Below are 25,604 nucleotides of genomic sequence, written 5' to 3' on the forward strand. Positions count from 1 at the left end.
AATGTTCATTGAAAATTTAACAAGTGTAGAAGGGAGAACGTATGGCAAATAGTAAACAGCATAGAAAGGAATCAGTGCCTCATTTTATTATGAGAATTTTTCTGATTCTAGTAGGAGCTGCATGTGCAGCAGTCAGCATTGAATTATTTTTAGTGCCAAACAATATTATTGATGGAGGCATCATCGGCATTTCGCTTATTTTGGATTATCTCTTTACAGATAACCCATTTATTAATTTTGCGACGATTGTTGTCATTTTGAATATTCCATTTATGATATCAGGATACAAACATATTGGGAAAACCTTTCTCATTTCCACTGTGATTGGGATTGTCAGCTTAGCCGTGATTGAATCTTCACTCCATCATGTAGAGGCATTTACAAATCAGCCGATCTTAGCCACTGTATTTGGAGGACTGTTACTAGGATTTGGCGTTGGACTCGTCATTCGGAATGGAGGCTCAATGGACGGAACAGAGATCTTAGGAATTCTTCTGACGAAAAAAATTCCTTTCTCCGTCGGTGAGTTTGTCATGATCGTCAATGTGTTCATTTTTATTTGGGCAGGCTTTGTCTTCGGACCAGAGCAGGCTATGTATTCTGTCATGACATATTATTTGGCAATGAAAACAATTGATGCTGTCATTCAAGGACTTGATGAAACAAAAGCTGTCATTATCGTGTCGGATTATTATGATGAAATTTCAGATGCAATTCTTCATCGTCTTGGTAGGGGAACGACAAAGCTTAGAGGAAAAGGCGGCTATACAGATGAAGAGAAAGATGTCATCTATGCCGTTGTCACAAGGCTTGAAATTACAAAGCTGAAATCCATTGTGTTTGAAATTGATGGTCAAGCATTTATTACAATTATGGATACACATGAAACAAAAGGCGGTAAGTTTAAAACAGCCATTCATTAGCTTTTATTTTACTTTTTTATTTTTCTTTTATATAATGAGACGTATGTATGGAAAAAGAAAATGGCTCTTGCCATTTTCTTTTTGTTGTATAAATCGTAATCATTCTTTTTATATTGATTAAAGGTGGAAAGATTCATGGCAAAGCCGATTATTGAAATGAAAGACATTTCGTACTCGTATGGACAGCGAAATGTCATTGATCACATTCATTTAACAGTAGAGGAAGGGAATTTTCTGGCACTCGTTGGACCGAATGGATCTGGTAAAACAACCTTATTAAAATGCCTGCTTGGGCTCATTAAACCGCAGCAAGGTGAATTAAAGCTATTTGGCACGCCTGTTTCGAAATTTAGAGACTGGGATCAAATTGGATTTGTTTCACAAAAGGCGAATAGTTTTAATACTGGTTTCCCTGCTTCTGTGTACGAGGTCGTCGCAAGTGGATTGACGGCGAAAATTGGTTTATTCAAACGAATGAGTAAGCAGGATAAATGGCAAGTTGAAGATGCCATTCGCTCAGTTGGCATACAAGATTTAAAGCACCAAAACATTGGAGAGCTTTCAGGCGGTCAGCAGCAGCGTGCATTTATTGCCCGTGCGCTCGTCAGTCAGCCAAAGCTGCTCATTTTAGATGAACCGACTGTTGGAGTGGATCAACGAACAGTAGAAGGCTTTTATCAGCTGTTAGAAACATTGAACAAAGAAAAAGGAATGTCTTTAATTCTCGTCACACATGACGTTGGAACCGTCTCTGATAAAGTCACCCATGTGGCTTGCTTAAATCAGAGCCTTCATTTCCATGGAGATGCGGAGACGTTTGATTCAATGGATGATCAGGCGTTATCTCAATTTTACGGACATGACATTCAAGTGATTCATCACGACCATCACCATCATGGGGGACATGAATAATGCTATTTCCATTTTTTCATTATGAATTTTTACAAAATGCATTTATTGCAGGAATGCTGATCGGTTTTATTGCGCCCTTACTTGGTGTATTTATTGTCGTGAGAAGGCTTTCACTTATTGCAGATGCCCTCAGTCACGTGTCACTTGCGGGGATTGCAGCGAGTCTATTCCTTGATAAAAAGTTTGGACTGCTGACAGGGGTTAGCCCGCTGTACTTAGGGATGGCTTTTTCTGTCGCCGGCTCATTGTTTATTGAACGTCTGCGCTCTGTATATAAGCATTATCAGGAACTGGCGATTCCAATTATCTTATCAGGTGGTATTGGGATTTCTGTCATTTTCATTTCACTAGCGAATGGCTTTAATACAGATTTGTTTAGTTATCTGTTCGGAAGTGTCAGTGCGGTTTCGAGACTGGATCTTTGGATTATTGTTGGGATCTCACTCGTTGTTGTGTTAGTTGTTGTGCTTTTATATAAAGAATTGTTTTTGCTTTCTTTTGATGAAGAGCATGCAAAGGCTTCTGGTATTTCAGCAAAATGGATTCATTTTATTTTTATCTTAGTCGTTGCACTCGTCATTGCGGCATCGATGCGTATCGTAGGTACACTGCTTGTGTCCGCGCTCATGACGCTGCCTGTTGCGGCAAGTATTCGGATTGCCAAAGGGTTTAAACAGGCGATTTTCCTTTCGATCTTGTTCGGTGAATTGTCTGTCATGGCCGGATTGATCTTAAGCTATTATCTTGATTTAGCGCCGGGCGGAACCATTGTGATGCTGTCCATTTTGATTTTAATCGGATGTATTAGTATTGGAAAATTCAGAAGGGGGAATCATCATGAACGTACAAGAAGCGCTTGATTTATTAAAGGAAAAAGGCTACAAATATACAAGCAAACGTGAAGATATGCTTCAATTGTTTTCTGATTCTGACAAATACTTGACCGCTAAAAATGTGTTAACGGCATTAAGTGAAGACTACCCGGGTCTTAGCTTCGATACGATTTATCGAAACCTGTCCTTATATGAAGACCTTGGGATATTAGAGACAACGGAATTGTCAGGGGAGAAGCTATTCCGTTTTAAATGTTCATTTTCCCATCATCATCATCACTTTATTTGTCTTGCATGCGGTAAAACTAAGGAGATCGATGCGTGTCCTATGGACAAGCTTGAAGCCGATCTAGAGAATTATCACATTAGCGGACATAAATTTGAAATATACGGTACGTGTCCTTCCTGCGAACCGAAGGAAGTTCACTCGTAAAAAGCCAGCCGCGAAGCTGGCTTTTTTGTTTTGTCTTTTTGAAAACGTTTTACAAAGGTCAGCTGCTTCATTAGAATGAGATCAGGCAGGTCATACGCTCAAGCAATCTTGAGTCTTTTGGAATATAGGGAGGGGTCAAAAGTGGCATATTATGTCGTGTTCGATGTAGGCGGAACGAGAACAAAACATGGTTTAATGGATGAGGATGGGGAGCTGATCACTGGCGGTGACTATGAAACGAATTGCTGGCAGCTTGAACCGTTTTTAGAGGCAATGGAGGACGTGGTCAAGCAATATCAAAAGACTCGAGATGTCAGCGGAATCGCCATCAGTCTTCCAGGGTTTGTGGACAGTCAAACGGGTTTTACGGAATTTGCAGGAGCAATCATTGCCTTAAATGGTCAAAATGTAAAAACGCTCTTAGAAGAAAAAACATCTCTTCGTGTCGAAGTGGAAAATGATGCGAACTGCGCAGCCCTGGCAGAAAAATATAGTGGTCATGCGATAGATTGTGACAGCTTTATTTGTATGACGATTGGTACAGGTGTTGGCGGCGGTATTTTTGCTGGCGGTCAGCTTGTTCGCGGGGCCTTCTTTCGCGGCGGTGAATTTGGCATGATGCTGACAGAGACAGAAAGCGGCCAGTTTACGACACTCAACAGCAGTGCTTCAACGGCTGGATTAATTCGAAGCTATAAAGAAAAGCAAGGAATTTCGCAAAGTAAACAAATAGACGGTCAAGCGATATTTGATAAGGCAAAGCATGATCCGTCTATTGAGAAGCTGGTGGATCAGTGGTACAAACGAATAGCCATTGGTATTTACAATGTAGCAACTGTCCTCAATCCAGAGAAAATTCTCATTGGCGGCGGGGTGAGTGCAAGGCCGGATTTGATTCCAAGCATTGAGAAACATTTACATACACTGCATGCCTGGAAGAACATTCAGGTGAAGCTGGAAGCATGCTACTATTTGAATCAGGCTGGCATGAAGGGGGCACTGTACCATTTTTTAATGAAAGAAGGACATCTTGATACACTACATTAATAAGCAGTTTGCAGACGCTGTTCGTATTGTTTAATCCATTGAGACGCTTCTTTCCAGTTATTGACGCGAATGATTCTATCGTCAATTGGCATTTGATTATAAGGTGAGTTAAAAAGAATGACCGGAATGTCAGCCTCTTTTGCAATCATTGTGGCATTGCCATGATGATCCTCGAAAAACACATCAATCTTGTGCTTTTGAACAGCTTCCAGCTTGTGATGACCGCCAACTAGCTCAATGTCATCATAGTGCACGTGATTTTCTTGAAACCACGTGTAGGTGACATCTGTGTGATGCTGCCTTCTTGCTGTGATATAAATCAGTTTGTGGTGATGTTTCATTTGATCGAGGATCTCTTTTGCACCCTCAGCAGGCTTCGCCTGTTTATAAATAAGAGGCTCATGCTGATCCATCCAGCCCCAAAATTCTTCATTTGAAATCTTTAAAAGCTTCGTCAAATCATATTCTGTCATATCATCTAGTGTAATGGCACATTGAAACGACTCATTTAAGTAGGGAACAAAGGTGTCCTGCGCCGTCACTGTGCCATCAATATCAATTCCTAAACGTAACATGCCCACACTCCTCATATTTATACTCTTAAAGTGTAACATAATCAATTCACAATTCCAGCAAGTTTTAGCAAACATGAAACAGACATTTTTGCTCATACTAAAAAAGCTCCTTTCTATTAACCACAAGGGGGAATTGATCATGGAAAGAGACGAGGATTTCAGAAGAAATGATCGTGAAATCGACACACACTTTAGTAATGATGATGGCTATTTAGAGGAAACAGCTGCTGAAATAGCAGAGCCATATCAGGCATCAAGAGATCGAGAAGACAGACGAGAACGTGACCATGTAGGTGACGATTCAGGCAGTAAGGGGATAGGCTATACAGCACTCGCGATTGCGATTATCTCATTATTTGTCTTGCCGGTGCTATTAGGGGTAGCGGCAATCGTCGTTGGTTATATTGCAAGAAGAAAAGGAGCACATGCGCTTGGCGCGTGGTCAATCGGGATCGGAATTGTTTCCGTCATCCTTGGCATATTTATCACCCCGTTCTTTTAACAAGAACAGAAAAACGCCTGACAGTGACGTCAGGCGTTTTTGCTATGCGTTCGCTTGTTTTTCTTTTTCAGCTTCCATTTTCGCATAGTGTTCTTCAGCGATTTTATCGATTTCTTTTTTCAGCTCTTCGACCATTGTTTCTTCTGGTACTTTACGCACAATTTCACCTTTACGGAACAATAGGCCTTCGCCTCTAGCGCCTGCGATTCCGATGTCAGCCTCACGTGCTTCACCTGGACCGTTTACAGCGCAGCCGAGAACAGCCACTTTAATCGGTGCTTTAATTGTAGAAATATATTCTTCGACTTCATTTGCAATGCTAATGAGATCAATTTCAATTCGGCCACAAGTTGGGCAGGAGATCAGTGTTGCTGCATTTGATGCAAGACCAAATGATTTCAACAATTCACGTGCTACTTTTACTTCTTCAACTGGGTCAGCACTTAATGAGATGCGGAGTGTGTTACCAATCCCCATATTCAAGATAGCGCCAAGTCCAGCTGCACTTTTGACTGTACCTGCAAATAACGTACCTGATTCTGTAATCCCAAGGTGAAGAGGATAATCAAAGGCTTTTGCCGCTTTTTCGTACGCCTCAATTGCAAGGTTTACATCAGATGCTTTCATACTGACGATAATGTCATGAAAGTCTAGGTCTTCTAGAATTTTAATGTGATGCAGTGCACTTTCGACCATGCCATCTGCTGTTGGGTAGCCGTATTTATCAAGAATTTTTTTCTCTAATGAACCGGCGTTTACCCCAATACGGATTGGAATGCCTTTTTCTTTTGCTGCTTTCACAACAGCTTCGACTTTTTCTCGTCTGCCGATGTTTCCTGGGTTGATGCGGATTTTGTCTGCACCTGCTTCAATGGCTTTCAGTGCAAGCTTGTAGTCAAAATGTATATCGACAACAAGCGGGATGTTAATTTGTTTTTTAATATCCGCAATCGCATTTGCTGCACGCTCATCAGGGCATGCGACACGCACGATTTGACAGCCTGCTTCTTCTAAACGTTTAATTTCAGCTACTGTCGCTTCGACATCATGTGTTTTGGTTGTTGCCATACTTTGAATGACAACCTCATTATTTCCACCTATAGTTAAAGGTCCCACTTTGACGGGACGCGTTTTAGTACGATGTGTGACTTCACTCACTTGTCAATCGCTCCTTAGTGTACACGCAATCATTTGCCATGTACGACGTGTTTTACATTTCATATTGTAACAGTCTCTTTGTATGAATGACAAGGAATTAACGTTTTATCTCTTATAGACCGGAAACTTATATGTGCTGCCTGCCCGAATTTCATTTGCTTTGACGCCTTGATTCAGCTCTTCAAAATCTTCAATGACTTCATCAAGTGGCTTGCTTGTATGGACGATGGAGACGACGGTTTCACCTTGTTTCACAGTGACGTTCTTATATGCTTTTTTCTCAGCTTGTTGAAAGGCATTTGCAGGGACAGCTGGAGCATCCTCAACAGGGATGGTGCCATTTTTTAAATCAAAAAAAATAATAAAGAGGACAAACAAACTGATTAGTAAAAAAATAATACGCCGCATTTCACTCACCGCTTTTAAGAGTTTACTTCAGTGTATGCATGTCCTGAAATGATAGAACCAAAAAGAGGAGAAAAGCTGGAAAGGGTGGTTCTAGTTAGTTCTAGTAAGTCTTGTAATGAAAACCACTGGGGTAGTTAGTGTGGGTTTGTGAATTTTGTTTGAGCTGAAGTGCCACATGATGAATAGGTGCGCTTTCTCATATGGCCATTATGATAAAATAAAAGAAGGGGGAGAGTTTATGAAGAAAATAGGTCAGCATATATATGTGAGAACGCTAACAGAAAATGATGCAGAATCACTATTAACACTTGAACTCGAAAATCGCGCATATTTTCAGCAATTTACACCTTTGGTCAAAGATGATTTTTTCGGGTTATCTCGTCAAATTGAACGGATTCAGCGCAGTATGCAACGATGTGCACAAGATGAAGCTTACATGCATGGTATTTTCTTAAATGAAACAGATGCCTTAGTCGGAACGATCTCACTAAGTTCTGTCGAAAGAGGACCTATTGAAGGGGCCATGCTTGGATATGTTCTCGATCAAAATCAAGGCGGGAAGGGATATATGACAGAGGCCATTCGTTTGATCATTGATTATGCCTTTTATGAACTGCACCTCCATCGTATTGAGGCTGGAGTAAAGCCGGATAACATTGGTTCCATTCGTGTGCTTGAAAAGACAGGTTTTGAAAATGAGGGACTCAATCGTAAAAAAGTAAAGATTAATGGCGTGTGGGAGGATCACTATTTGTTTGCGATCATCCATCCAGATGAGGCATAGAGCATGAACATACATAAAAAGCTCCTCCAAGTCGGGGGAGCTTTCAGCGTGTAGACAAACCCTTGTTGTAACTACTCATTTACTTTTGACAAGTGGTTTATTTTTAGCGGGTATCTCTTTGACGACAAGATATAAGAAGATGAAGTTAATGACCCAATTTAATAAAAATGAGTTTGCAACTGGGGTGTTTAACGCACTCATAATGGCGAAAAAGACCGTCGTTAACGTGAGTGAATAGGCTGAGAGCTTCCACAGCATTTGGAAGGAAAGCTCTTTTTGCTGCATCCGTTTAATAAATGTACCAAGCATTGCAAGGAATGTCGCGCTGATGAACATGAGAGCCGCAGTTGATAGATACAGCAGCACACAAATGACTGGGATAATGATCGCTTGATTCTGGTTTATGACGCGAGCGAGTTCATCTTTTGTGAGCGTCCCGCCAAGGAGCTGGTATGGGATATCTGTCATTTGTCCATCAATGGCAATCACTGCTTTTTCTTTTAATAAAGCAATAGCCGTTTGTTTTGTTTCAAGCTCACTTGTTTTTATTTTTTCAGCAGGGTCAAAGATGATCGTGATGCCGTTCTCTTCTTTCTCTATCGGTGCACTTTGATCAGCTTGAAGCGTTCCTTTTTCGATTGAAAAGTCGGGTAAATCCTTTTTGATCACATGCTGAAATCCTGACATCGCATTCGAAATATCCTGACTCATATGATAACCCTGAGGAACAGCTGCGATGATCGAAAGGATAAAAATGAACAAAATCGCTTTTCCAATCCCTGTAAACCGTGCTCTGGCAACATCTTTTGGTGAGTAAATTCCTTTTAATAATAGACTAAATACGTTCAACCAATTCACTTCCTACATTCTTTTCTATTTCTCACATTGTATCAATGTCTATCCATCAAGTACAAGTACGGCCTTCATAGCTGGTTAAGATAGAAGGAATGAGGCATAATGTAAACAGCATATAAAAAGGAGGCGGCAGTGACTTGGACGTGCTGTATTGGATTCTGATTGGCTGTGCATTTATCATTGCGTTTGTTGGACTTGTCTATCCAATTATTCCTAGTGTTGTTTTTATGGTTCTTGGATTTATTCTATATGGTTTCTTTTTCACCTTCGAGCCGCTTACGCTGACGTTTTGGCTCATTCAAGCCATGTTTACAGCCGTATTATTTGCGGCAGATTATGTCTCAAACCTCATTGGAGTGAAGCGTTTTGGCGGCAGCCGGGCAGCCATTTGGGGAAGCACCATTGGGTTATTAATCGGTCCTTTTGTCATTCCCATTGCAGGCATTATCATTGGTCCATTTATAGGAAGTGTCATTGCAGAGCTTCTCGTTCATCAAAAAGATATGAAGACAAGTGTGAAAGTAGGGTTAGGCTCATTAATTGGGTTTGTATCGGGTGTATTTGCCAAAGGATTGATTCAAGCACTGATGCTTGGAATCTTTTTATTTTATGTGCTTCGCTAAATCGAGAAATGGTGTTTAAAACTTTTTCTAAAGGGCTAAATACACAATAAACACTGAAATGTTTCAGATCATGAGCAATAACGTTGAAACAAGCCGTTTCTTTTGATACTCTTTGAGTAGGGTGAAATGCTTACTTACTAACTAAGGAAGCATTTCAGTACATACATTTCTAAGGAGGAATTTTACCATGGCTTTTAAACTTCCAGAATTACCATATGCTTACGATGCATTAGAACCACATATCGACAAGGAAACAATGACGATTCACCACACAAAACACCATAACACTTACGTAACAAACTTAAACAAAGCAATCGAAGGTGTATCAGCTCTTGAAGATCAATCAATCGATGAGCTAGTGGCTAACCTAAACTCTGTGCCTGAAAACATTCGTACAGCTGTACGTAACAACGGCGGAGGACATGCTAACCACTCATTATTCTGGACGCTTCTTTCACCAAACGGTGGCGGCGCACCAACTGGTGAACTTGCAGATGCAATCGAAAAAGAATTAGGCGGGTTTGAAAAATTCAAATCTGATTTCGCTGCAGCAGCTGCAGGACGCTTTGGTTCTGGTTGGGCATGGCTTGTTGTGAACAATGGCAAACTTGAAATCACAAGCACGCCAAACCAAGATTCTCCTTTAACTGAAGGAAAAACACCAATTCTAGGACTAGACGTTTGGGAGCATGCTTACTACCTAAACTACCAAAACCGTCGTCCTGATTACATTTCTGCTTTCTGGAATGTTGTGAACTGGGATGAAGTAGCTCGCCTTTACAGCGAAGCTAAATAAATCATTTGATTCGAAAAGACCTGCTCTGAAAAGAAGCGGGTCTTTTTATATTTTCCCTCCTTTTTTTACATATCTGCCTTTTGATGAGACAGACTATTGTGTAGAAAAGGAGAATGAAATGTATGAGCAGATTAAAGAAAATGTTCGGGGACATGGATGTCACAAGAGATTTATTGCTCCTCCTCACGATTGGTGGATTATACGCACTTGCCATTGCGCTTTCGAATACGTTTGTAAATGTGTATTTATGGAAACAGTCTGGGAAATTCACAGATCTTGCGATTTATAACCTGGCGATTGTTGTGCTTCAGCCCATTACCTTTTTATTCGCTGGTCGGCTCGCTAAAAAAATAGATCGGGCGTTTGTTCTTCGTTTTGGTGTGATCTTCTTAGCCGCTTTTTACTTAATTGTTTTAATAGCAGGAGAACAAGCGGCCGCGCGGCTTGTTTTATTAGGAAGTGTCCTTGGGATCGGCTATGGTTTCTACTGGCTTGCTTTTAACGTGCTCACTTTTGAAATCACAGAGCCTGAGACAAGAGATTTCTTTAATGGATTTCTAGGGGTGCTCACATCTACAGCTGGCATGATCGGTCCACTGATCGCGGGTATTGTCATTTCTCAATTAACAGATGATACGGGCTATACAGTGATTTTTACTTTATCGCTTATTTTGTTTTCATTAGCGGTTGTGATGAGTTTTTTCCTTAAGAGAAGGCAGTCAAAAGGGAAATTTATGATCAAGCAAATTTGGAAAGAACGCCATGCGGACGAGAATTGGCGTAAGATTACAACGGCTCACTTTTTTCAAGGGCTTCGTGAAGGTGTGTTTGTCTTTTTAATTAGTGTCTTTGTGTTTATTGCGACAAACAGTGAGCTTGCTCTAGGGACATTTGGTTTAGTAAATTCAGGTGTTGCCTTTTTTGCTTATTTCTTCGCTACACGTTTGATTAAGAAAAAATGGCGGAAGAAAGCCATTATGCTTGGCGGGCTTATTTTATACGGCGCCTTATTTCTGATTATTTTTCACTTGTCCTATGTATCGCTGCTCATGTATGCAGTGGCCATAGCGATAGGGTATCCGCTCCTTCTTGTTCCTTATGTATCCTTAACATATGATGTGATCGGTCATGCTAGGTATGCAAGAAAAGCCCGAATTGAATATATTGTGGTCAGAGAGCTATTTTTAAATGCCGGCCGTATTTGTTCCATAGTCTTATTTCTTTTGTCTGTCACCCTACTAGGTGATGAGCTCGGCATTCCTGCTTCACTTGTAGTGCTTGGAGCGGGGCACACACTCATTTATTATTTTGTGAAAGATATTCATTTAAAAGAAAAAACAGCGGATATGAAAGAGACTGACGGTCAAAAGCCAGTATCTCACACGAACCTTATCAAGGGAGAAAGGTAAAATTTCTTACCAATGGAACATCAAATTTCTAGATAAATCATAGAAAAACCGCTAAAATGATGATGGCACCTTTTATACACAAAAAGGGGTGCCATTTCTTTCTTGATAGAAAAGGTGATGTGATGAGAAACAAGAAAAACAAAAAAGACGCGAAGGAAGGGCGCAAAACACTTCCAATCCGGCTGAATTTATTATTTTTGGCTGCGTTCATTATTTTTACTGGTGTTGTGGTTAGACTTGGGTTTGTGCAGATTGTCAATGGAGAGGATTATAAAAAGCAGGCAGAAAAACAAGAGGATGTGAATGTCAGCTCATCTGCTCCGCGCGGAAAAATTTATGATCGAAACTATAACACGATTGTCAGCAATAAAGCGCTAAATGCCATTACATATACGAGAACCTCGACGACTTCACAAGAAGAGCGGCTCAAAGTGGCTACAAAATTAGCGGATATGATTCATGTGAGTACGAAAAAAATCACAGACCGTGACAAAAAAGATTTCTGGATCTTAACACATCCGAATGAAGCAAAAAAGCTTGTTCAAAAGGAATCAGAATTAAAGGGTGACGATAAGGTTTCTGATGATAAACTATATGAGCTTCAACTGAAACGCATCACAGACAAGGAATTAAATCAACTGACGAAAAAAGATTTGCAAGTGCTAGCGATTAAAAGGCAGATGGATGCAGGCTATGCACTCACGCCCCAATTCATTAAAAATGAAGATGTGAAGCCAAGCGAAATTGCTTACGTCTCTGAGCATTTGGACGAGCTGCCAGGCGTTGATGTCACCACAGACTGGTCGCGCAGCTATCCTTATAAAGGACTGCTCCGCAGTATGCTCGGCAGTGTGTCCTCAAGTGATGAAGGTCTTCCGCAGTCACTCCTTGAACATTATCTATCACTCGGCTACAGCCGAAATGACCGTGTAGGAAAAAGCTATCTTGAATATCAATATGAAGATGTTTTGCAGGGCCAAAAGGAAAAAGAACAGAGTACAACCGATAAAGAGGGCAATGTCACAAGCTCTAAAGTCTTAACAGAAGGAAAGAGCGGGAAAGACCTTGTGCTCACAATTGATATTCAGCTGCAAAAAGCGGTTGAAAAAATCATTGAAAAGAACTTGAGAAGTGCGAAGCAAAGAGGTGGAACAGAGCTTCTTGACCGTGCGTTTGTTGTGATGATGGACCCGAGAAATGGAGAGGTTCTCTCGGTTGCGGGTAAACAGATTACAAACAAAAACGGAAAATACAAATTCGATGACTACGCACTAGGAACCATGACATCATCGTATGCGATGGGATCAGCAGTGAAAGGGGCAACTGTACTGACAGGATATAAAACAGGCGCGCTTCATATTGGAAGCACCCAGTATGATGAACCGCTCTATATCGCTCAGTCACCGCCAAAGAAATCCTATCAAAATATGGGACTCATTAATGATTTAACGGCACTAGAGCGTTCTTCTAACGTGTATATGTTCAAAACAGCAATTGCCATTGGGAAAGGGGAATATCGTAAGAATCAGCCGCTCCCAATTGATACGAAAGCATTTGATACGTTCCGCTACAATTTCAGTAAATTTGGTCTTGGGGTTGAAACGGGCATCGATCTGCCAAACGAAGCAACTGGCTACCGAGGAACGTCTACACAATCTGGTCTTTTACTTGACTATGCGATTGGACAATATGACACGTTTACACCGCTGCAAATGGCGCAGTACGTCTCAACGATCGCAAACGGCGGTTATCGTTTACGTCCGCAGCTAGTAAAAGAAGTCAGAGAGCCCGATCCGCAGCGCGGAATTGGAGCCGTGACGGAATCCGTTAAGCCGGATGTATTGAATAAGCTTGATATGACAAGTGATGAGATCAAGCGTGTACAGCAAGGCTTCAAGCTTGTGATGCAAAATCCAAGAGGGACAGCCTATTCAAACTTTGGCAACAAAAAGTACAATCCAGCTGGCAAAACAGGGACCGCTCAATCATTCTATGACGGCCCAATTAAAAGCAAACGCGGCACACCGACATATAACACAACACTTGTTGCGTATGCGCCTGCTGATAATCCAGAAGTGGCCATTTCCGTCGTTGTACCGTGGGTGTATCAAGACTACAACCAGCGCTATCCGATTACGAATGATATTGGTGAACAAGTATTAGACAAATACTTTGAACTGAAATCAAAACAGGAAAGCAATGATACACAAGCGAAAAACAAAAATAAAATTGAAAATGAAGCAGAAACAAATGACTAGACCTTTACTAGGTAAAAACGCTCACTTTTTGTGGGCGTTTTTTTATGTTTTCTTCAAACTTTTCGATATAAATTGACAAAAACCACAAAAAACTCCGCAATATCTCTACAAAACTTCGACATTTACAAAACCTTAACATTCCATTTAAACGAAATTAATAAAGAACCTTTAATGTATTACTCGTAGGACAAATTATTCAGGGGGTATTCTTGAAATGAAAAAGAACAAATTATGGCTGCTTACTTTCCTTACTATCGCATTGTTAGCATTCGTCACAGCATGCGGAAACAGCAGCTCAAGCGGAGATTCAAAAGACAGTAAAGGAAATGCTTCAAACAAAGATGAGGCATCAGGTTCCATTACCATCTCAGGATCATCTGCGATGCAGCCTTTAGTTCTTGCGGCAGCAGAAAAATTCATGGATAAACATCCAAAAGCCGATATTCAAGTACAAGCCGGCGGTTCAGGAACAGGACTTTCTCAAGTGTCAGAAGGATCTGTACAAATTGGTAACTCAGATGTATTCGCAGAAGAGAAAGACGGAATCGACGCAAAAGCTTTAAAAGACCACAAAGTAGCAGTTGTTGGAATGGCCGCAGCTGTAAACCCTGAAGTTGGTGTCAAAGACATCACAAAGGACGAATTGAAAAAAATCTTCACTGGTAAAATCAAAAACTGGAAAGAGCTTGGCGGGAAAGACCAAAAAATCACTCTTGTGAACAGACCTGACTCTTCAGGAACTCGTGCAACATTTGTGAAATATGCGCTTGATGGTGCAACACCTGCAGAAGGAATCACAGAAGATTCTTCAAACACAGTGAAAAAATTGATTGCAGAAACACCAGGTGCGATTGGATACCTAGCATTCTCTTATTTAACAGATGACAAAATTACACCGCTTAGCATTGATGGTGTGAAACCAGAAGAAAGCAATGTGGAAAGCGGTAAATATACAATTTGGGCTTACGAGCACTCTTATACAAAAGGTGAGCCGGATGGTCTAGCAAAACAATTTTTAGATTACCTCATGAGTGACGAAGTACAAAAAGAAATCGTCAAAGACCAAGGCTACATCTCAGTTTCTAATATGAAAGTAGAAAGAGACGCAACAGGCAAACAAACAGATAAGTAATAGGTCTTGAATTGCTGATGAAGGAAAAGTGGAGCTTTTCACTTTTCCTTTTATGACATTCATAGGAGTGTAGAAAAAGATGAAGCAGATAGAACAGACAGAAGCGAGCGATCGACTGATCAGCTCGAAGAAAAATAGGCAAATGGATGAAGTAAGAGGAAGTATTTTGGTGAGATTTTGCGCATTCTTAATGATTGCTGTATCCATCGCCATCACGATCTTCCTTGGCATTAAGGGTTTACAATCTTTCATCGTAAATGGTGTAAGCCCAATTGAGTTCTTAACCAGTATCAATTGGAACCCAACAGCAGAAAACCCGCAGTACGGCGCATTTCCATTTATCTTTGGATCAATCGCCGTCACACTCCTATCGGCACTCATTGCAGCGCCGCTAGGCATCGCAGGCGCAATCTTTATGACAGAAATTGCACCTGCTTGGGGACGAAAAATTCTCCAGCCAGTCATTGAATTGCTTGTAGGGATTCCATCCGTTGTTTACGGATTCATAGGTCTTACAGTATTGGTACCGTTTATCGGACATTTCAAGTCAAGCGGCTCAGGGCATAGCGTGCTAGCAGGAACGATTGTCCTGTCTATTATGATTCTCCCAACCGTTACATCCATTGCAACTGATGCAATGGCTTCACTTCCAAAAAGTTTACGTGAGGGATCGTATGCATTAGGCGCAACAAGATGGCAAACGATCAGACGTGTTCTTGTACCAGCAGCTCTTCCGACATTAATGACAGCGGTCGTGCTTGGAATGGCAAGAGCATTTGGAGAAGCCCTTGCCGTTCAGATGGTCATTGGAAACACGCGTAATCTACCAGAGAGCATTATGGACACAGCTGGTACATTAACAACCATTATTACGTTAAACATGGGTCACACAACGTATGGAAGTGTTGAAAACAATACACTTTGGTCAATGGGACTTGTCCTTCTAGTTGTATCATTTATGTTCATACTCATTATCAGATACTTGTCGTCTAGGAGGAAGATTTAATGAATAGCAAAATGACCGATCGTTTTGCCACATTTGTTTTTGGATTATGTGCCGCCATTATTACGGCGATTCTTGTTGGTTTGTTTTCTTATATCATTTTCAACGGTGCAAAAGAATTAAATTTTGACTTTTTGACAACTCGCTCAAGTGCGATTGGCTCTGGCGGCGGTATTCGGGATCAGCTGTTTAACTCGTTTTACATTCTATTTATTACGATGCTGATCACAGTGCCCCTTGGCGTCGGCGGCGGAGTGTACATGGCGGAATATGCACCTCAAAACAAAGTCACAGATTTTATTCGTACATGTATTGAAGTGCTATCGTCACTTCCATCTATCGTCATTGGCATGTTTGGTTTACTCATGTTTGTGAATTTAACAGGCTGGGGCTATACGATCATTGGGGGAGCTCTTGCGCTCACTGTGTTTAACTTACCAGTGATGGTCAGGGTGACAGAAGACGCGCTGCGCTCTGTACCGAAGGATCAAAAGGAAGCATCACTTGCGCTCGGTGTAACGAAGTGGCATACGGTGAAGACAGTCCTTATTCCAGGTGCGATTCCTTCTATTATTACCGGTGCGATTTTAGCATCAGGAAGAGTCTTCGGGGAGGCGGCTGCTCTTCTTTTCACAGCAGGTCTCTCAACACCGCGTCTTGATTTTACAAACTGGAGTCCTTTTTCTGATACGTCACCGCTGAATATTTTCAGACCGGCCGAAACATTAGCCGTTCATATATGGAACGTCAATACACAAGGGATCATACCAGATGCAGAAGCCATTGCAAATGGTGCATCAGCCGTACTTGTGCTTTCGGTCTTATTGTTCAACTTAGCAGCTAGATGGCTTGGTTCATTTATTCATAAGAAGCTTACGTCAAAATAATGTGAGAGAGGTGTGAAGGGGATATGGTTCAAATGCTAGCAGAAAAAAAAGAGATTGCAGCAAAAAAGGCTCCACTTCAAGCGGAAGAGATTTTACAGGTGCAGGATTTAAGCATTTATTATGGTGAAAAAAGAGCGGTTAATCACATTTCATTCGAAATTGAGAAGAACGCGATTACCGCATTAATCGGCCCATCAGGCTGCGGGAAATCAACCTTTTTACGCAGCATTAACCGAATGAACGACCTGATTCCAGGCGCGAGAAGTGAAGGGGCGATCATGTACGAAGGGTTAAATATTTTGGATGACCGCATTAATGTGGTGAATTTAAGAAGAGAAATCGGCATGGTATTCCAAAAACCAAATCCATTTCCTAAATCGATCTACAACAACATTACCCATGCGTTAAAGTATGCGGGTGAAAAAAGAAAATCAGTGCTTGATGATGCGGTAGAGGAAAGCTTAACAAAGGCGGCGCTATGGGATGAGGTCAAAGACCGTCTGCACCGCTCTGCATTGTCATTATCAGGCGGTCAGCAGCAGCGCCTTTGTATTGCACGTACACTTGCGATGAAGCCTAGCGTGCTTCTATTAGATGAACCTGCTTCCGCTCTAGACCCGATCTCAAATGCAAAAATTGAAGAGCTGTTAACAGAATTAAAACATGATTATTCAATTGTCATTGTCACACACAACATGCAGCAGGCGTTACGTGTATCTGATCGTACGGCCTTTTTCCTGAACGGTGATCTAGTGGAATATGATGCGACTGAACGTATCTTTACACGTCCTGCGCAGCAAAAAACAGAAGACTATATCAATGGTCGATTTGGATAAGGCGGGTGGATTTTGATGAATGCAGTAGCAACTAAAGCAGCAGCAAAAGAAGTGTTTCGTGTGAATGATATGAACCTTTGGTATGGTCAGCACCACGCACTGAAACATATTGACTTAGCCATTAGAGAGCATGAAGTCACAGCGATTATCGGCCCATCAGGCTGCGGGAAGTCAACGTTTATTAAAACCTTGAATCTCATGGTCAAAACAGTGCCAGGTGTGAAAATCACAGGGGATATGATGTATAACGGCGACAACATCTTAAAAGGACGTGTCGATTTAGTAGAACTGCGTAAAAACGTCGGGATGGTGTTTCAAAAAGGAAATCCATTCCCTCAGTCTATCTTTGATAATGTCGTTTATGGCCCAAGAATTCATGGAGTGAAGAGCAAGCAGCAATTGAAAGAAATTGCTGAAAAAGCGCTTCGGGATGTCGCACTTTGGGATGAAGTGAAAGATCGTTTAAGTGCGCCTGCATTAGGTCTTTCCGGCGGTCAGCAGCAGCGTCTTTGTATCGCAAGAGCGATTGCCACAAGCCCAGACATCCTATTAATGGATGAACCCACATCAGCGCTTGATCCTGTTTCAACATTAAAGATCGAAGAATTGATTATGAAATTGAAGGAGAAATACACGATTGCCATTGTGACGCACAATATGCAGCAAGCGGCAAGGGTATCTGATCGAACTGCCTTTTTCTTGATGGGCGAGCTTGTTGAGGTCAATGATACAAATGTGATGTTCTCAGAGCCAAACGATCAAAGAACGAATGATTATATATCTGGACGATTTGGATAATAAACATCCCCTGGAGGTCAGCGCCGCCAGGGGATTTTAGATGTTATTTTGTTAAGGCTTTGACGATTTGTTTGAATGTCATTCCTGTTTTTAAATTGAATTTGCCGGCACGAATTTCTTTATGGTAGCCTGCGTCAATCACGTAATCATTAAAATCTTTAGACGAGTTAATGATTCCGTCTTTTTCAAGCATGTCTGAAACATCACTTGTGCTCATACCGTTTTTAATCACGAATTTAACCGATTTGCCTTTTGACTTGTCCGTTGTTTGTTTATCGCTCTTAGAATCGCCGTCTTCGTTCGCTTTCAGCGCTTTTTCTTTATAATCAAGAAGCTGCTGATACGTTTCGCGGCTGACGGATACTTCTTTCTTAGAGTCTAAATAATTTTTCACGTCAGTGTCTGTCACTTTCGCTGCGAGGGTTTCTTTTGTCGTAGAATCAGCTGCTGCTTCATCTTTTCCTGTGAGGAAAAACACGATGGCCAGAACGCCAGTTGCAAGAATCATACCTGCTGCGAACGTTTGGATGCTTTTTTTCGTCATACAAGCACCCTCTCGTTGTCTTTAATGATCATGTTGACATCTTCTACAGACACATGCTCAGCGCGTGCTATCGCCTCAGGAGACATGCCATTTTGATGCTTTGAAATGATTTGTCTTGCGATAGATGGATCAATTTCTGAATGCTTGCGGACAACGATGTTTGTTTCAAGCAATTCTTCTTCAAGGACTTTCATTTTCTTTTTCAGTTTATAGATTTCTTGCATTGCAGATAGTTGAAGTGTTTCAAGTTCCTGCTCGACTTCTTTAATCGGTTCTCTTTGAAAATATGAGAATGCGATCAGTACAATACTGACAACAAGCAATCCGATAATTGCAATTTCCATGTTTCATCACCTTTTATTCATATTTTAATGCCGAAAGCCAAAAAAGGCTTTCATGATTGTTTCAGACAGTTTTCGACCCTTCTTTTTTATACCACAAAAAAGCTAGTTTCAAAAGGAATTGCTGAAGAAAATCACCTTTTTTTCATCATTTTTCTTTTTATATGTAAAACGAGTATGAAAACCTTGCTCGATGTCAAAATAAAAGAAGGCTGACAGATCAAAAAAGACTGTGGATAGAAGAGGGGTTCTTATGTATACAGTACGACAAAGGCCTGAGGTTTTATAGGGGAGCGGGCGATTTTTCATGAAATGACAGTGCAATACGGATAAGAACGCGGGTGGAATGCACGAAAAATGAAATTGGTGAAAAACATTCTAGCATTCCTAAGATAGAAGTGGTATTATAGTTAGGTCTGAATGTGAATTGATTTTAGTTTGGAGGGAAAAATATGCGCGTAAATATTACTCTAGCTTGCACTGAATGCGGTGAGCGTAACTATATTACTAAAAAGAATAAGCGAAACAATCCAGATCGCGTTGAATTCAAAAAGTATTGCTCACGTGATAAAAAACAAACTTTACATCGTGAAACAAAGTAAGCAGCAGGGAATTTTCCTGCTGTTTTTTTATGATGGGAGATGATCCTTGTGAAAAAAGAGCTTCGGCGTCAAACATTAGCAAAGCTTGAGCAGATGAGTTCTGAGGAATTTAAACAAAACACGACTTTACTATATGAGCATCTGTTTCAATTAACCGCATGGAAACAGGCGAAAACGATTGCGCTGACCATGTCTAGAGGAAAAGAGGTACCTACAAGACCTCTGATTGATAAGGCGTGGGAGGAAGGTAAAACAGTGTGCGTACCAACCTGTTTCCCGGAAACGAAAGAGATGACGTTTTATGAATATACACCGCAAACGAAGATGACATCCAGGTACTTTGGGCTATCAGAACCAGACCCTGAAACATCGGCAGCTGTACATAAAAAAGCGATCGATTTGGTGATTGTTCCTGGGGTATGCTTCGATCAGCAAGGCTACCGTATTGGATACGGTGGCGGTTATTTTGACCGTTTCTTAGCTGACTATCACGGCGTAACACTTGCTCTTTGTCTGTCTGTCCAGCAAATAGAGCATGTTCCGGCTGAAACGCACGACATACCGGTGTCTATGATTGTCAGTGAGAAAGGTCCGTTATATCATGAGTAAAAGTCCGCTGCTTACGCATAAGAGCGGATTTTTTGTTGATGACGTTTTACCATAGGAAAGGTGATCACTTCCGATAAAAAAGGCTGTTCATGTATAAACAAATCCTATTTAAGCCACGATACGAACATAGGAGGGAATATCATGAATAAAATGATTTGGAGCATTGTGTTCACACTGTTTGCATTCGTTCTCGTGCAAAATCGTTATCGGCTGATGAATTTGATCTTAGGTCAAAATCAAGTGCGTCACTTTTTTATTAAGTGGCTGATGAAAATCCCATATTTTCGGACGAAATTTATTTGCCAAGCATTCTAATCCCGCAAAAGCCGGGATTTTTTTGTTCAGAAATGCGGATAAGAATGATTCTTGTTATAATAATGTAAAAAATGGAGCGCGAATAAATGAATGTCATAGATAGTCTATTTTGGCGAGTTGTTGATGAACTAAGACAAAAAGGATATGAGATGATTCAAAGTCCTTACCCAGAAGATGAAATATTTTTTGAAGCACCACGAAACTCAGGGTATGATCTCATCCGTCTATATAGAAAAGATGTGAACTTTAGACAGGAGATCGTTCGAGATATTGAAGAGCAGACGTTTCGAATGAATCAGCTGAGAGAAGCCATGCGTAAACGATCTCTCCATCTCTTGCAGCTTCAATTTACAGCTGACGATCCAGTAGATGTTTGGAAAGATATAAACGGTCAGCCGTATAAAAAACAAAAGGTGACAATTACACCTGTTTTATTCAATGAAGAAGCTCTTCAAAACGATGTGCACGAGCTGCAAAAATGGCTGAATACATCACTTTCAGTTGATGTAGAAGAGGCGAAGACAGATACAGCTGAAGATGCCGTGCAGCTTAAAATGAACGTGCTACAGGCGTTTGACGACCAGGAAAAGCAGCGGGAACGAGAACGGGCCGTTTTTCAAAATGGCAGACCGATTTTCACCTACTTGCTAATCGCTGTTCAAGTTGTCATGTTTCTTTTACTTGAGCTGTCTGGCGGAAGTACAAATACGGCAACTTTAACTGCGTTTGGTGCTAAAAATAATGTACTGATCTTAGATGGTGAATGGTGGCGCCTGATTACACCGATGTTTTTACACATTGGCTTGACGCATTTACTCTTCAATACATTTGCTCTTTGGTCCGTTGGTGCGGCTGTTGAGAGAATTTATGGGTCAGGAAGATTTTTGCTCATCTATTTGGTGTCCGGCATATTTGGCTCAATTGCGAGCTTTCTGTTTAATACGGCGATCGCAGCCGGTGCATCAGGCGCGATCTTTGGCTGTTTAGGCGCACTGTTATATTTAGCGATCTCTAACCGCAAGCTTTTCTTTCGGACGATGGGGACAAATATTATTGTGATCATCTTGATCAACTTAGGAATAGGGTTCACCGTATCAGGTATTGATAATGCCGGTCACCTTGGCGGCCTTGTTGGCGGTTTTTTAGCAGCCTTAGCTGTCCGCCTGCCTAAACAGCTGCAGCCTGTCAAAATGCTTCTTGCCAGTCTTCTCCTTCTGCTTATTGGTGGTTTTGGATTGTATACAGGATTTCATTCCGACGATCAAAAGGAAGCAGCGGCAACAAGTGAGGCAGCGAGTTTATTTGATGATAAGAACTATAGCGAAGCAAGTAAACGTCTAGAGGAATATGTGTACCAAAAGAATGCATCAGCTGAAGCACTTCATATATATGCACTCTCTGAAGCACAGCTGGGTCACCTTGACAAGGCGGTACAATTTTTGCAAAAGTCGCTCGAAAAAGATCCAAATGAACCGAATAAACTGTATCATTTATCATTGTTGTACGTAGAAAAAGGGGAAACAGCAAAAGCAGAAAGTCTAATTGAGAAAGCGTTAAAACAAGATCCTGAAAATGATCAATTTTTAAAGCTGAAACAATATATCGAAAATACTCAAACACGTTGAATGACTTGACTGAAAGCGCATTTATGAATACGCTTATCCTATCTGTTGATTGAAAGAAATGGTGGAAATAATGAAAACGTTATATGATGTACAGCAGCTGCTCATGAGATTTGGAAATTATGTGTATTTTGGAGATCGTGAAGTGGAGTTAGAATTTATGGCAGATGAATTGAAGGAAATGTATACATCGGGAATCATAGACCGAAACGAATGGTCAAACGCAATGGCCATTCTTCAAATGGAATTGGCCAAATTAAATAGAAAAACAATGTGAAGGTGGAGGGCATATGACAGGGGATTGGTTTGTAGGGGTTGATCTTGGCGGTACGACAATTAAGCTTGCGTTCATTAATCTATATGGTGAGATTCAGCATAAGTGGGAGATTCCTACGGATAAATCTGGGCAGACGATCACAGTCGATATTGCGAAATCAATTGATCATAAACTGGTTGAGATCAGTATGCCAAAATCGGCTCTCATTGGTATAGGAATGGGAGCACCTGGACCCGTCGATAAAGTATCCGGAATCGTCTATAAAACAACGAATTTGGGCTGGACAAACTATCCTTTGAAAGATCACTTAGAGGCCGAAACGGGGCTTCCATCTGTAATTGAAAATGATGCGAACATTGCTGCACTCGGTGAAATGTGGAAGGGTGCAGGAGATGGTGCAAAAAACATCTTTATGGTCACACTTGGAACGGGTGTTGGCGGCGGCATTATCGTAAATGGGGAGGTTGTTCAAGGTGAAACAGGTGCTGGCGGAGAAATTGGCCATATTTGTGCAGTTCCATTTCAAGGAGCACCGTGTAACTGCGGAAGAACAGGCTGTATTGAAACCATTGCGTCTGCCACCGGCATCGTCCGACTTGCAAAGGATAAATTAGAAACCGAGCAGCATACATCCTCACTTGGGACGCTCGCTTCGCTGTCTGCAAAGGATGTGTTTCAGGCGGCAGAAAACGGAGATAATCTTGGAATGCGTGTCGTAGAAGAAGTGACGACCCACCTTGGACTTGTCCTAGCGAATCTTGCTAGTGCTTTAAACCCAACAAAGATCGTCATTGGCGGTGGTGTTTCTAGAGCAGGAGAGCTTCTTCGCAGTAAAGTAGAGCACGTGGTCAAACATCATGCATTCCCGCCTTGTGCTGAAGATGTCGAGGTTGTCATTGCATCACTTGGAAACGATGCAGGTGTGATCGGCGGGGCATGGATGGCAAAAAATAAATGGCTGTCCTGAACAAAAAGTCATAATGATGTCATTTTTATTAAAAAAAGCGATATATGGGCATGAAATTGAATGTTTAGCATATTCATAAGTTTGTCATGGGGAAAAAGACATTGATTTTCCAGCACAGACAGGATAAGATATATTTTAGTTGTTTTTGAAGAAGCACCAATAATTAGGGTATGCCCCTAACCTGAGTGCGTGTCAAGCATAAGGAGGTTACAATGCGAAAGAAAAGATTACAGGCGATGTCATTTTTACTGATTGCGACTTTGTTAATGTGGGTCAAAACCTATGTTATCTATAAATCTAGCTTTAATATCAAAATTGAAAATTTCATGCAGGAGTTTATCCTGTTTATTAATCCGCTTAGCTTTCTCTTGTTTATCTTCGGTATCGGTTTATTCTTTAAAGAAAAAAATCGCAATCGATATATCATCGTGACGAGCTTTATCCTGACATTCATTTTGTTAGCCAACATTGTATTTTATCGATTCTATAGTGATTTTCTAACCATCCCCGTCCTATTTCAAACAAACAATATGGGTGATCTCGGGTCAAGTATTACCTCTTTAATTGAACCAGTCGATTTGCTGATGTTCGTTGATATCATCATTTTAATTTGGCTCTATAAAAAACAGCCTTCCTTTAGAACGGATGTCACCATTTCACGAAAGGAACGAGCAGCATATTACTTATTTGTGGCAGCCACATTCTTCTTTAACCTTGGCTTGGCTGAAACTGAAAGACCAGAACTGTTAACTCGTTCATTCGACCGTGAGATGCTAGTGAAAAATATTAGCTTATATAACTTCCATATTTATGATGGGGTTCTGCAATCGAAGCAGTCCGCTCAACGGGCTCTTGCTGACAGCAATAACTTAACCGAAATTGAAAACTATGTAAGCGCGAATCAAACCGACCGTAACGAAAAAACGTTCGGTCAAGCAAAAGGACGAAATGTCATTCTTGTATCACTTGAGTCTACTCAGAGCTTTGTGGTCAACGAAAAATTGAATGGGAAAGAAATCACCCCGTTCTTGAACAAATTAATCAAGAAAAGTTACAACTTTAGCAATTTCTATCATCAAACAGGTCAAGGGAAAACCTCTGACTCAGAGTTTATTGTTGATAATTCTCTCTACTCACTTGGAAGAGGGGCCGTGTTCTTTACAAATCCAAGTAATGAGTATACAGCCATACCTGAGCTGTTAAAGGATGAGGGCTATCACTCTTCTGTTATTCATGCGAATAACAAAAGCTTCTGGAACCGTGACCTGATCTACGATAGCTTTGGCTACGATAAGTTTTTTGATATTAACTCATTTGATGTGAATGAAGAGAACTCAGTTGGCTGGGGATTGAAAGATGGTCCGTTCTTCGAGCAGTCAGCGGAATTGATGAAGTCTATCCCGCAGCCTTTCTATACGAGATTGATTACATTAACGAATCACTTTCCATTTGATCTAGACGAAGAAGATAAGCTTATTGATGAATATGATTCTAAGAGCAAAACGTTAAACAAGTTCTTCCCTACCGTGCGTTATCAGGATGAGGCACTTAAGATTTTCTTTGAAAAGATGAAGGAAGCAGGTTTATACGACAACTCCATTTTTGTTTTATATGGGGATCACTACGGAATTTCAGAAAACCATAACGAAGCTATGGGACAATTCTTAAATAAAGAGATTACACCATTTGAAGAAGTGCAGCTTCAAAAAGTACCGTTTGTTGTACACATACCAGGGATAACGGATAAGAATCCAAAAGAAATTGATACGGTGGGTGGTCAGGTGGATATCCGTCCAACTGTACTCAACCTTCTAGGAATTGATACAAGTAAGCAAATTCAATTTGGTCATGACCTATTATCGAAAGATACAAATGACTTTACAGTGCTCCGTGATGGAAGCTTTATTACGAAGGACAGCATTTTCACAGACGGTGTTTGCTACAATAAAGAAACGGGCGAGCCAAGAGACGATGAAACCGTTTGTCAGTCTTATGAAGAAAAGGCGAAGCAAGAGCTTCAATTCTCTGATCAAATTATCTACGGGGATCTCCTTAGATTTTATGACCGGAGCAGCCCGGACCATTCACCTTCCAAAAAAGAAGATGAGAGTAAGCTGAAAAAGGCGTCCTAACATATGAGAAAACCTCTGCTATT

The 25,604-nt window shown here is 41.0% G+C and carries 29 protein-coding genes; 23 read left to right on the forward strand and 6 right to left on the reverse strand.

The features are described from left to right. Window positions 1-41: 41 nt before the first annotated feature. From R0K30_RS00365 to R0K30_RS00385, 5 genes are all read left to right on the forward strand, one after another. Window positions 42-923, forward strand: a complete 882-nt coding sequence (locus tag R0K30_RS00365; protein ID WP_099726621.1) for a YitT family protein — start codon at window positions 42-44, stop codon at window positions 921-923. A gap of 135 nt (window positions 924-1,058) precedes the next feature. Continuing rightward, a complete protein-coding gene (locus R0K30_RS00370) occupies window positions 1,059-1,835 on the forward strand; it encodes a metal ABC transporter ATP-binding protein (protein WP_099726622.1) in 777 nt (258 codons plus the stop codon). Next, a complete protein-coding gene (locus R0K30_RS00375) occupies window positions 1,835-2,695 on the forward strand; it encodes a metal ABC transporter permease (RefSeq protein ID WP_191097556.1) in 861 nt (286 codons plus the stop codon). The genes R0K30_RS00370 and R0K30_RS00375 overlap by 1 nt, the downstream gene beginning before the upstream one ends. Beyond that, the gene (zur, locus tag R0K30_RS00380) at window positions 2,673-3,101 is read left to right on the forward strand and encodes a zinc uptake transcriptional repressor Zur (protein ID WP_410608537.1); all 429 of its coding nucleotides are present in this window, start codon (window positions 2,673-2,675) and stop codon (window positions 3,099-3,101) included. The genes R0K30_RS00375 and zur overlap by 23 nt, the downstream gene beginning before the upstream one ends. Window positions 3,102-3,242: 141 nt before the next feature. Continuing rightward, window positions 3,243-4,148, forward strand: a complete 906-nt coding sequence (locus R0K30_RS00385; RefSeq protein WP_410608539.1) for an ROK family protein — start codon at window positions 3,243-3,245, stop codon at window positions 4,146-4,148. On the opposite strand, the gene R0K30_RS00390 is transcribed toward R0K30_RS00385, so the two are convergent. Beyond that, window positions 4,145-4,723: a 5' nucleotidase, NT5C type gene (locus R0K30_RS00390; protein ID WP_099726626.1), complete on the reverse strand. Its 579-nt coding sequence runs from the start codon at window positions 4,721-4,723 to the stop codon at window positions 4,145-4,147. The two genes, R0K30_RS00385 and R0K30_RS00390, sit on opposite strands and share 4 nt — an antisense overlap. Window positions 4,724-4,862: 139 nt before the next feature. On the opposite strand from R0K30_RS00390, the gene R0K30_RS00395 reads away from it, so the two are divergent. Further along, the gene (locus R0K30_RS00395) at window positions 4,863-5,225 is read left to right on the forward strand and encodes a DUF308 domain-containing protein (protein WP_008342359.1); all 363 of its coding nucleotides are present in this window, start codon (window positions 4,863-4,865) and stop codon (window positions 5,223-5,225) included. Window positions 5,226-5,267: 42 nt separating this feature from the next. Here the strand turns inward: R0K30_RS00395 and ispG are convergent, their stop codons facing one another. Then, window positions 5,268-6,383: a flavodoxin-dependent (E)-4-hydroxy-3-methylbut-2-enyl-diphosphate synthase gene (ispG, locus tag R0K30_RS00400; RefSeq protein WP_099726627.1), complete on the reverse strand. Its 1,116-nt coding sequence runs from the start codon at window positions 6,381-6,383 to the stop codon at window positions 5,268-5,270. A 105-nt stretch (window positions 6,384-6,488) separates the two neighbouring features. Next, complete coding sequence (locus R0K30_RS00405) at window positions 6,489-6,791, reverse strand: hypothetical protein (RefSeq protein ID WP_099726628.1); 303 nt, start codon at window positions 6,789-6,791, stop codon at window positions 6,489-6,491. 238 nt (window positions 6,792-7,029) lie between these two features. On the opposite strand from R0K30_RS00405, the gene R0K30_RS00410 reads away from it, so the two are divergent. After that, a complete protein-coding gene (locus R0K30_RS00410) occupies window positions 7,030-7,575 on the forward strand; it encodes a GNAT family N-acetyltransferase (RefSeq protein ID WP_099726629.1) in 546 nt (181 codons plus the stop codon). A 75-nt stretch (window positions 7,576-7,650) separates the two neighbouring features. On the opposite strand, the gene R0K30_RS00415 is transcribed toward R0K30_RS00410, so the two are convergent. Next, window positions 7,651-8,424: a DUF1189 domain-containing protein gene (locus R0K30_RS00415; RefSeq protein ID WP_099726630.1), complete on the reverse strand. Its 774-nt coding sequence runs from the start codon at window positions 8,422-8,424 to the stop codon at window positions 7,651-7,653. Window positions 8,425-8,567: 143 nt separating this feature from the next. Here R0K30_RS00415 and R0K30_RS00420 point away from each other — a divergent pair, with 143 nt between their 5' ends. The 9 genes from R0K30_RS00420 to pstB (R0K30_RS00460) all read left to right on the forward strand — a co-directional run bounded on the left by R0K30_RS00420 (window position 8,568) and on the right by pstB (R0K30_RS00460) (window position 18,172). After that, a complete protein-coding gene (locus R0K30_RS00420; protein ID WP_099726631.1) occupies window positions 8,568-9,053 on the forward strand; it encodes a DUF456 domain-containing protein in 486 nt (161 codons plus the stop codon). Window positions 9,054-9,240: 187 nt separating this feature from the next. Next, a complete protein-coding gene (gene sodA, locus R0K30_RS00425) occupies window positions 9,241-9,849 on the forward strand; it encodes a superoxide dismutase SodA (RefSeq protein ID WP_099726632.1) in 609 nt (202 codons plus the stop codon). 122 nt (window positions 9,850-9,971) lie between these two features. Further along, entirely contained in the window at window positions 9,972-11,258 is a 1,287-nt protein-coding gene (locus tag R0K30_RS00430) for an MFS transporter (RefSeq protein WP_099726633.1), read from the forward strand. 122 nt (window positions 11,259-11,380) lie between these two features. Then, window positions 11,381-13,516 (forward strand): peptidoglycan D,D-transpeptidase FtsI family protein, encoded by a 2,136-nt coding sequence (locus R0K30_RS00435; protein WP_283775116.1) that lies wholly within the window; start codon window positions 11,381-11,383, stop codon window positions 13,514-13,516. 214 nt (window positions 13,517-13,730) lie between these two features. Beyond that, window positions 13,731-14,648, forward strand: coding sequence for a phosphate ABC transporter substrate-binding protein (locus tag R0K30_RS00440; RefSeq protein ID WP_007501261.1), 918 nt, complete (start codon window positions 13,731-13,733; stop codon window positions 14,646-14,648). A 79-nt stretch (window positions 14,649-14,727) separates the two neighbouring features. Continuing rightward, window positions 14,728-15,654: a phosphate ABC transporter permease subunit PstC gene (pstC, locus tag R0K30_RS00445; RefSeq protein ID WP_034319569.1), complete on the forward strand. Its 927-nt coding sequence runs from the start codon at window positions 14,728-14,730 to the stop codon at window positions 15,652-15,654. Next, the gene (pstA, locus tag R0K30_RS00450; protein WP_099726634.1) at window positions 15,654-16,538 is read left to right on the forward strand and encodes a phosphate ABC transporter permease PstA; all 885 of its coding nucleotides are present in this window, start codon (window positions 15,654-15,656) and stop codon (window positions 16,536-16,538) included. Before pstC ends, pstA begins: the two co-directional genes overlap by 1 nt. Before the next feature lie 23 nt (window positions 16,539-16,561). Then, window positions 16,562-17,374, forward strand: a complete 813-nt coding sequence (gene pstB, locus R0K30_RS00455; protein WP_410608547.1) for a phosphate ABC transporter ATP-binding protein PstB — start codon at window positions 16,562-16,564, stop codon at window positions 17,372-17,374. A gap of 15 nt (window positions 17,375-17,389) precedes the next feature. Beyond that, a complete protein-coding gene (pstB, locus tag R0K30_RS00460; RefSeq protein WP_099726636.1) occupies window positions 17,390-18,172 on the forward strand; it encodes a phosphate ABC transporter ATP-binding protein PstB in 783 nt (260 codons plus the stop codon). Between the two features lie 43 nt (window positions 18,173-18,215). Here pstB (R0K30_RS00460) and R0K30_RS00465 read toward each other — a convergent pair whose 3' ends face one another. Both R0K30_RS00465 and R0K30_RS00470 read right to left on the reverse strand, forming a co-directional pair. After that, window positions 18,216-18,716: an endolytic transglycosylase MltG gene (locus R0K30_RS00465; protein ID WP_099726637.1), complete on the reverse strand. Its 501-nt coding sequence runs from the start codon at window positions 18,714-18,716 to the stop codon at window positions 18,216-18,218. Further along, entirely contained in the window at window positions 18,713-19,060 is a 348-nt protein-coding gene (locus R0K30_RS00470; RefSeq protein WP_003217285.1) for a hypothetical protein, read from the reverse strand. Before R0K30_RS00470 ends, R0K30_RS00465 begins: the two co-directional genes overlap by 4 nt. 449 nt (window positions 19,061-19,509) lie before the next feature. Between R0K30_RS00470 and rpmG the strand changes: the two genes are divergently transcribed. The 7 genes from rpmG (at window position 19,510) to R0K30_RS00505 (ending at window position 25,581) form a co-directional block, all read left to right on the forward strand. Beyond that, window positions 19,510-19,659: a 50S ribosomal protein L33 gene (gene rpmG, locus R0K30_RS00475; RefSeq protein ID WP_008360061.1), complete on the forward strand. Its 150-nt coding sequence runs from the start codon at window positions 19,510-19,512 to the stop codon at window positions 19,657-19,659. A 48-nt stretch (window positions 19,660-19,707) separates the two neighbouring features. Continuing rightward, window positions 19,708-20,268 (forward strand): 5-formyltetrahydrofolate cyclo-ligase, encoded by a 561-nt coding sequence (locus R0K30_RS00480; RefSeq protein WP_099726639.1) that lies wholly within the window; start codon window positions 19,708-19,710, stop codon window positions 20,266-20,268. A 141-nt stretch (window positions 20,269-20,409) separates the two neighbouring features. Then, window positions 20,410-20,583 (forward strand): hypothetical protein, encoded by a 174-nt coding sequence (locus tag R0K30_RS00485; protein ID WP_410608551.1) that lies wholly within the window; start codon window positions 20,410-20,412, stop codon window positions 20,581-20,583. A gap of 86 nt (window positions 20,584-20,669) precedes the next feature. Continuing rightward, complete coding sequence (locus tag R0K30_RS00490; RefSeq protein ID WP_410608553.1) at window positions 20,670-22,208, forward strand: rhomboid family intramembrane serine protease; 1,539 nt, start codon at window positions 20,670-20,672, stop codon at window positions 22,206-22,208. 70 nt (window positions 22,209-22,278) lie between these two features. Beyond that, entirely contained in the window at window positions 22,279-22,482 is a 204-nt protein-coding gene (locus R0K30_RS00495; protein ID WP_099726641.1) for a YqgQ family protein, read from the forward strand. Between the two features lie 13 nt (window positions 22,483-22,495). Further along, a complete protein-coding gene (locus R0K30_RS00500; protein ID WP_410608556.1) occupies window positions 22,496-23,449 on the forward strand; it encodes an ROK family glucokinase in 954 nt (317 codons plus the stop codon). Between the two features lie 212 nt (window positions 23,450-23,661). Further along, window positions 23,662-25,581 (forward strand): LTA synthase family protein, encoded by a 1,920-nt coding sequence (locus R0K30_RS00505; protein WP_230030393.1) that lies wholly within the window; start codon window positions 23,662-23,664, stop codon window positions 25,579-25,581. Window positions 25,582-25,604: the final 23 nt, after the last annotated feature.

The sequence above is a fragment of the Bacillus sp. SIMBA_154 genome, assembly GCF_046536015.1.
Lineage (GTDB): Bacteria > Bacillota > Bacilli > Bacillales > Bacillaceae > Bacillus > Bacillus pumilus_P.

Bases quoted from the DNA above. Each gene is read 5' to 3' on its own strand.
- sodA (WP_099726632.1), top strand. From the start codon at position 9,241: ATGGCTTTTAAACTTCCAGAATTACCATATGCTTACGATGCATTAGAA.
- R0K30_RS00465 (WP_099726637.1), bottom strand. From the start codon at position 18,716: ATGACGAAAAAAAGCATCCAAACGTTCGCAGCAGGTATGATTCTTGCA.
- zur (WP_410608537.1), top strand. From the start codon at position 2,673: ATGAACGTACAAGAAGCGCTTGATTTATTAAAGGAAAAAGGCTACAAA.
- R0K30_RS00405 (WP_099726628.1), bottom strand. From the start codon at position 6,791: ATGCGGCGTATTATTTTTTTACTAATCAGTTTGTTTGTCCTCTTTATT.
- R0K30_RS00365 (WP_099726621.1), top strand. From the start codon at position 42: ATGGCAAATAGTAAACAGCATAGAAAGGAATCAGTGCCTCATTTTATT.
- pstA (WP_099726634.1), top strand. From the start codon at position 15,654: ATGAATAGCAAAATGACCGATCGTTTTGCCACATTTGTTTTTGGATTA.
- R0K30_RS00440 (WP_007501261.1), top strand. From the start codon at position 13,731: ATGAAAAAGAACAAATTATGGCTGCTTACTTTCCTTACTATCGCATTG.
- R0K30_RS00435 (WP_283775116.1), top strand. From the start codon at position 11,381: ATGAGAAACAAGAAAAACAAAAAAGACGCGAAGGAAGGGCGCAAAACA.
- R0K30_RS00410 (WP_099726629.1), top strand. From the start codon at position 7,030: ATGAAGAAAATAGGTCAGCATATATATGTGAGAACGCTAACAGAAAAT.
- R0K30_RS00430 (WP_099726633.1), top strand. From the start codon at position 9,972: ATGAGCAGATTAAAGAAAATGTTCGGGGACATGGATGTCACAAGAGAT.
- pstB (WP_099726636.1), top strand. From the start codon at position 17,390: ATGAATGCAGTAGCAACTAAAGCAGCAGCAAAAGAAGTGTTTCGTGTG.
- R0K30_RS00375 (WP_191097556.1), top strand. From the start codon at position 1,835: ATGCTATTTCCATTTTTTCATTATGAATTTTTACAAAATGCATTTATT.
- R0K30_RS00500 (WP_410608556.1), top strand. From the start codon at position 22,496: ATGACAGGGGATTGGTTTGTAGGGGTTGATCTTGGCGGTACGACAATT.
- R0K30_RS00470 (WP_003217285.1), bottom strand. From the start codon at position 19,060: ATGGAAATTGCAATTATCGGATTGCTTGTTGTCAGTATTGTACTGATC.
- pstB (WP_410608547.1), top strand. From the start codon at position 16,562: ATGGTTCAAATGCTAGCAGAAAAAAAAGAGATTGCAGCAAAAAAGGCT.
- R0K30_RS00505 (WP_230030393.1), top strand. From the start codon at position 23,662: ATGCGAAAGAAAAGATTACAGGCGATGTCATTTTTACTGATTGCGACT.
- R0K30_RS00390 (WP_099726626.1), bottom strand. From the start codon at position 4,723: ATGTTACGTTTAGGAATTGATATTGATGGCACAGTGACGGCGCAGGAC.
- rpmG (WP_008360061.1), top strand. From the start codon at position 19,510: ATGCGCGTAAATATTACTCTAGCTTGCACTGAATGCGGTGAGCGTAAC.
- R0K30_RS00395 (WP_008342359.1), top strand. From the start codon at position 4,863: ATGGAAAGAGACGAGGATTTCAGAAGAAATGATCGTGAAATCGACACA.
- R0K30_RS00490 (WP_410608553.1), top strand. From the start codon at position 20,670: ATGAATGTCATAGATAGTCTATTTTGGCGAGTTGTTGATGAACTAAGA.
- pstC (WP_034319569.1), top strand. From the start codon at position 14,728: ATGAAGCAGATAGAACAGACAGAAGCGAGCGATCGACTGATCAGCTCG.
- R0K30_RS00370 (WP_099726622.1), top strand. From the start codon at position 1,059: ATGGCAAAGCCGATTATTGAAATGAAAGACATTTCGTACTCGTATGGA.
- R0K30_RS00485 (WP_410608551.1), top strand. From the start codon at position 20,410: ATGAATAAAATGATTTGGAGCATTGTGTTCACACTGTTTGCATTCGTT.
- R0K30_RS00495 (WP_099726641.1), top strand. From the start codon at position 22,279: ATGAAAACGTTATATGATGTACAGCAGCTGCTCATGAGATTTGGAAAT.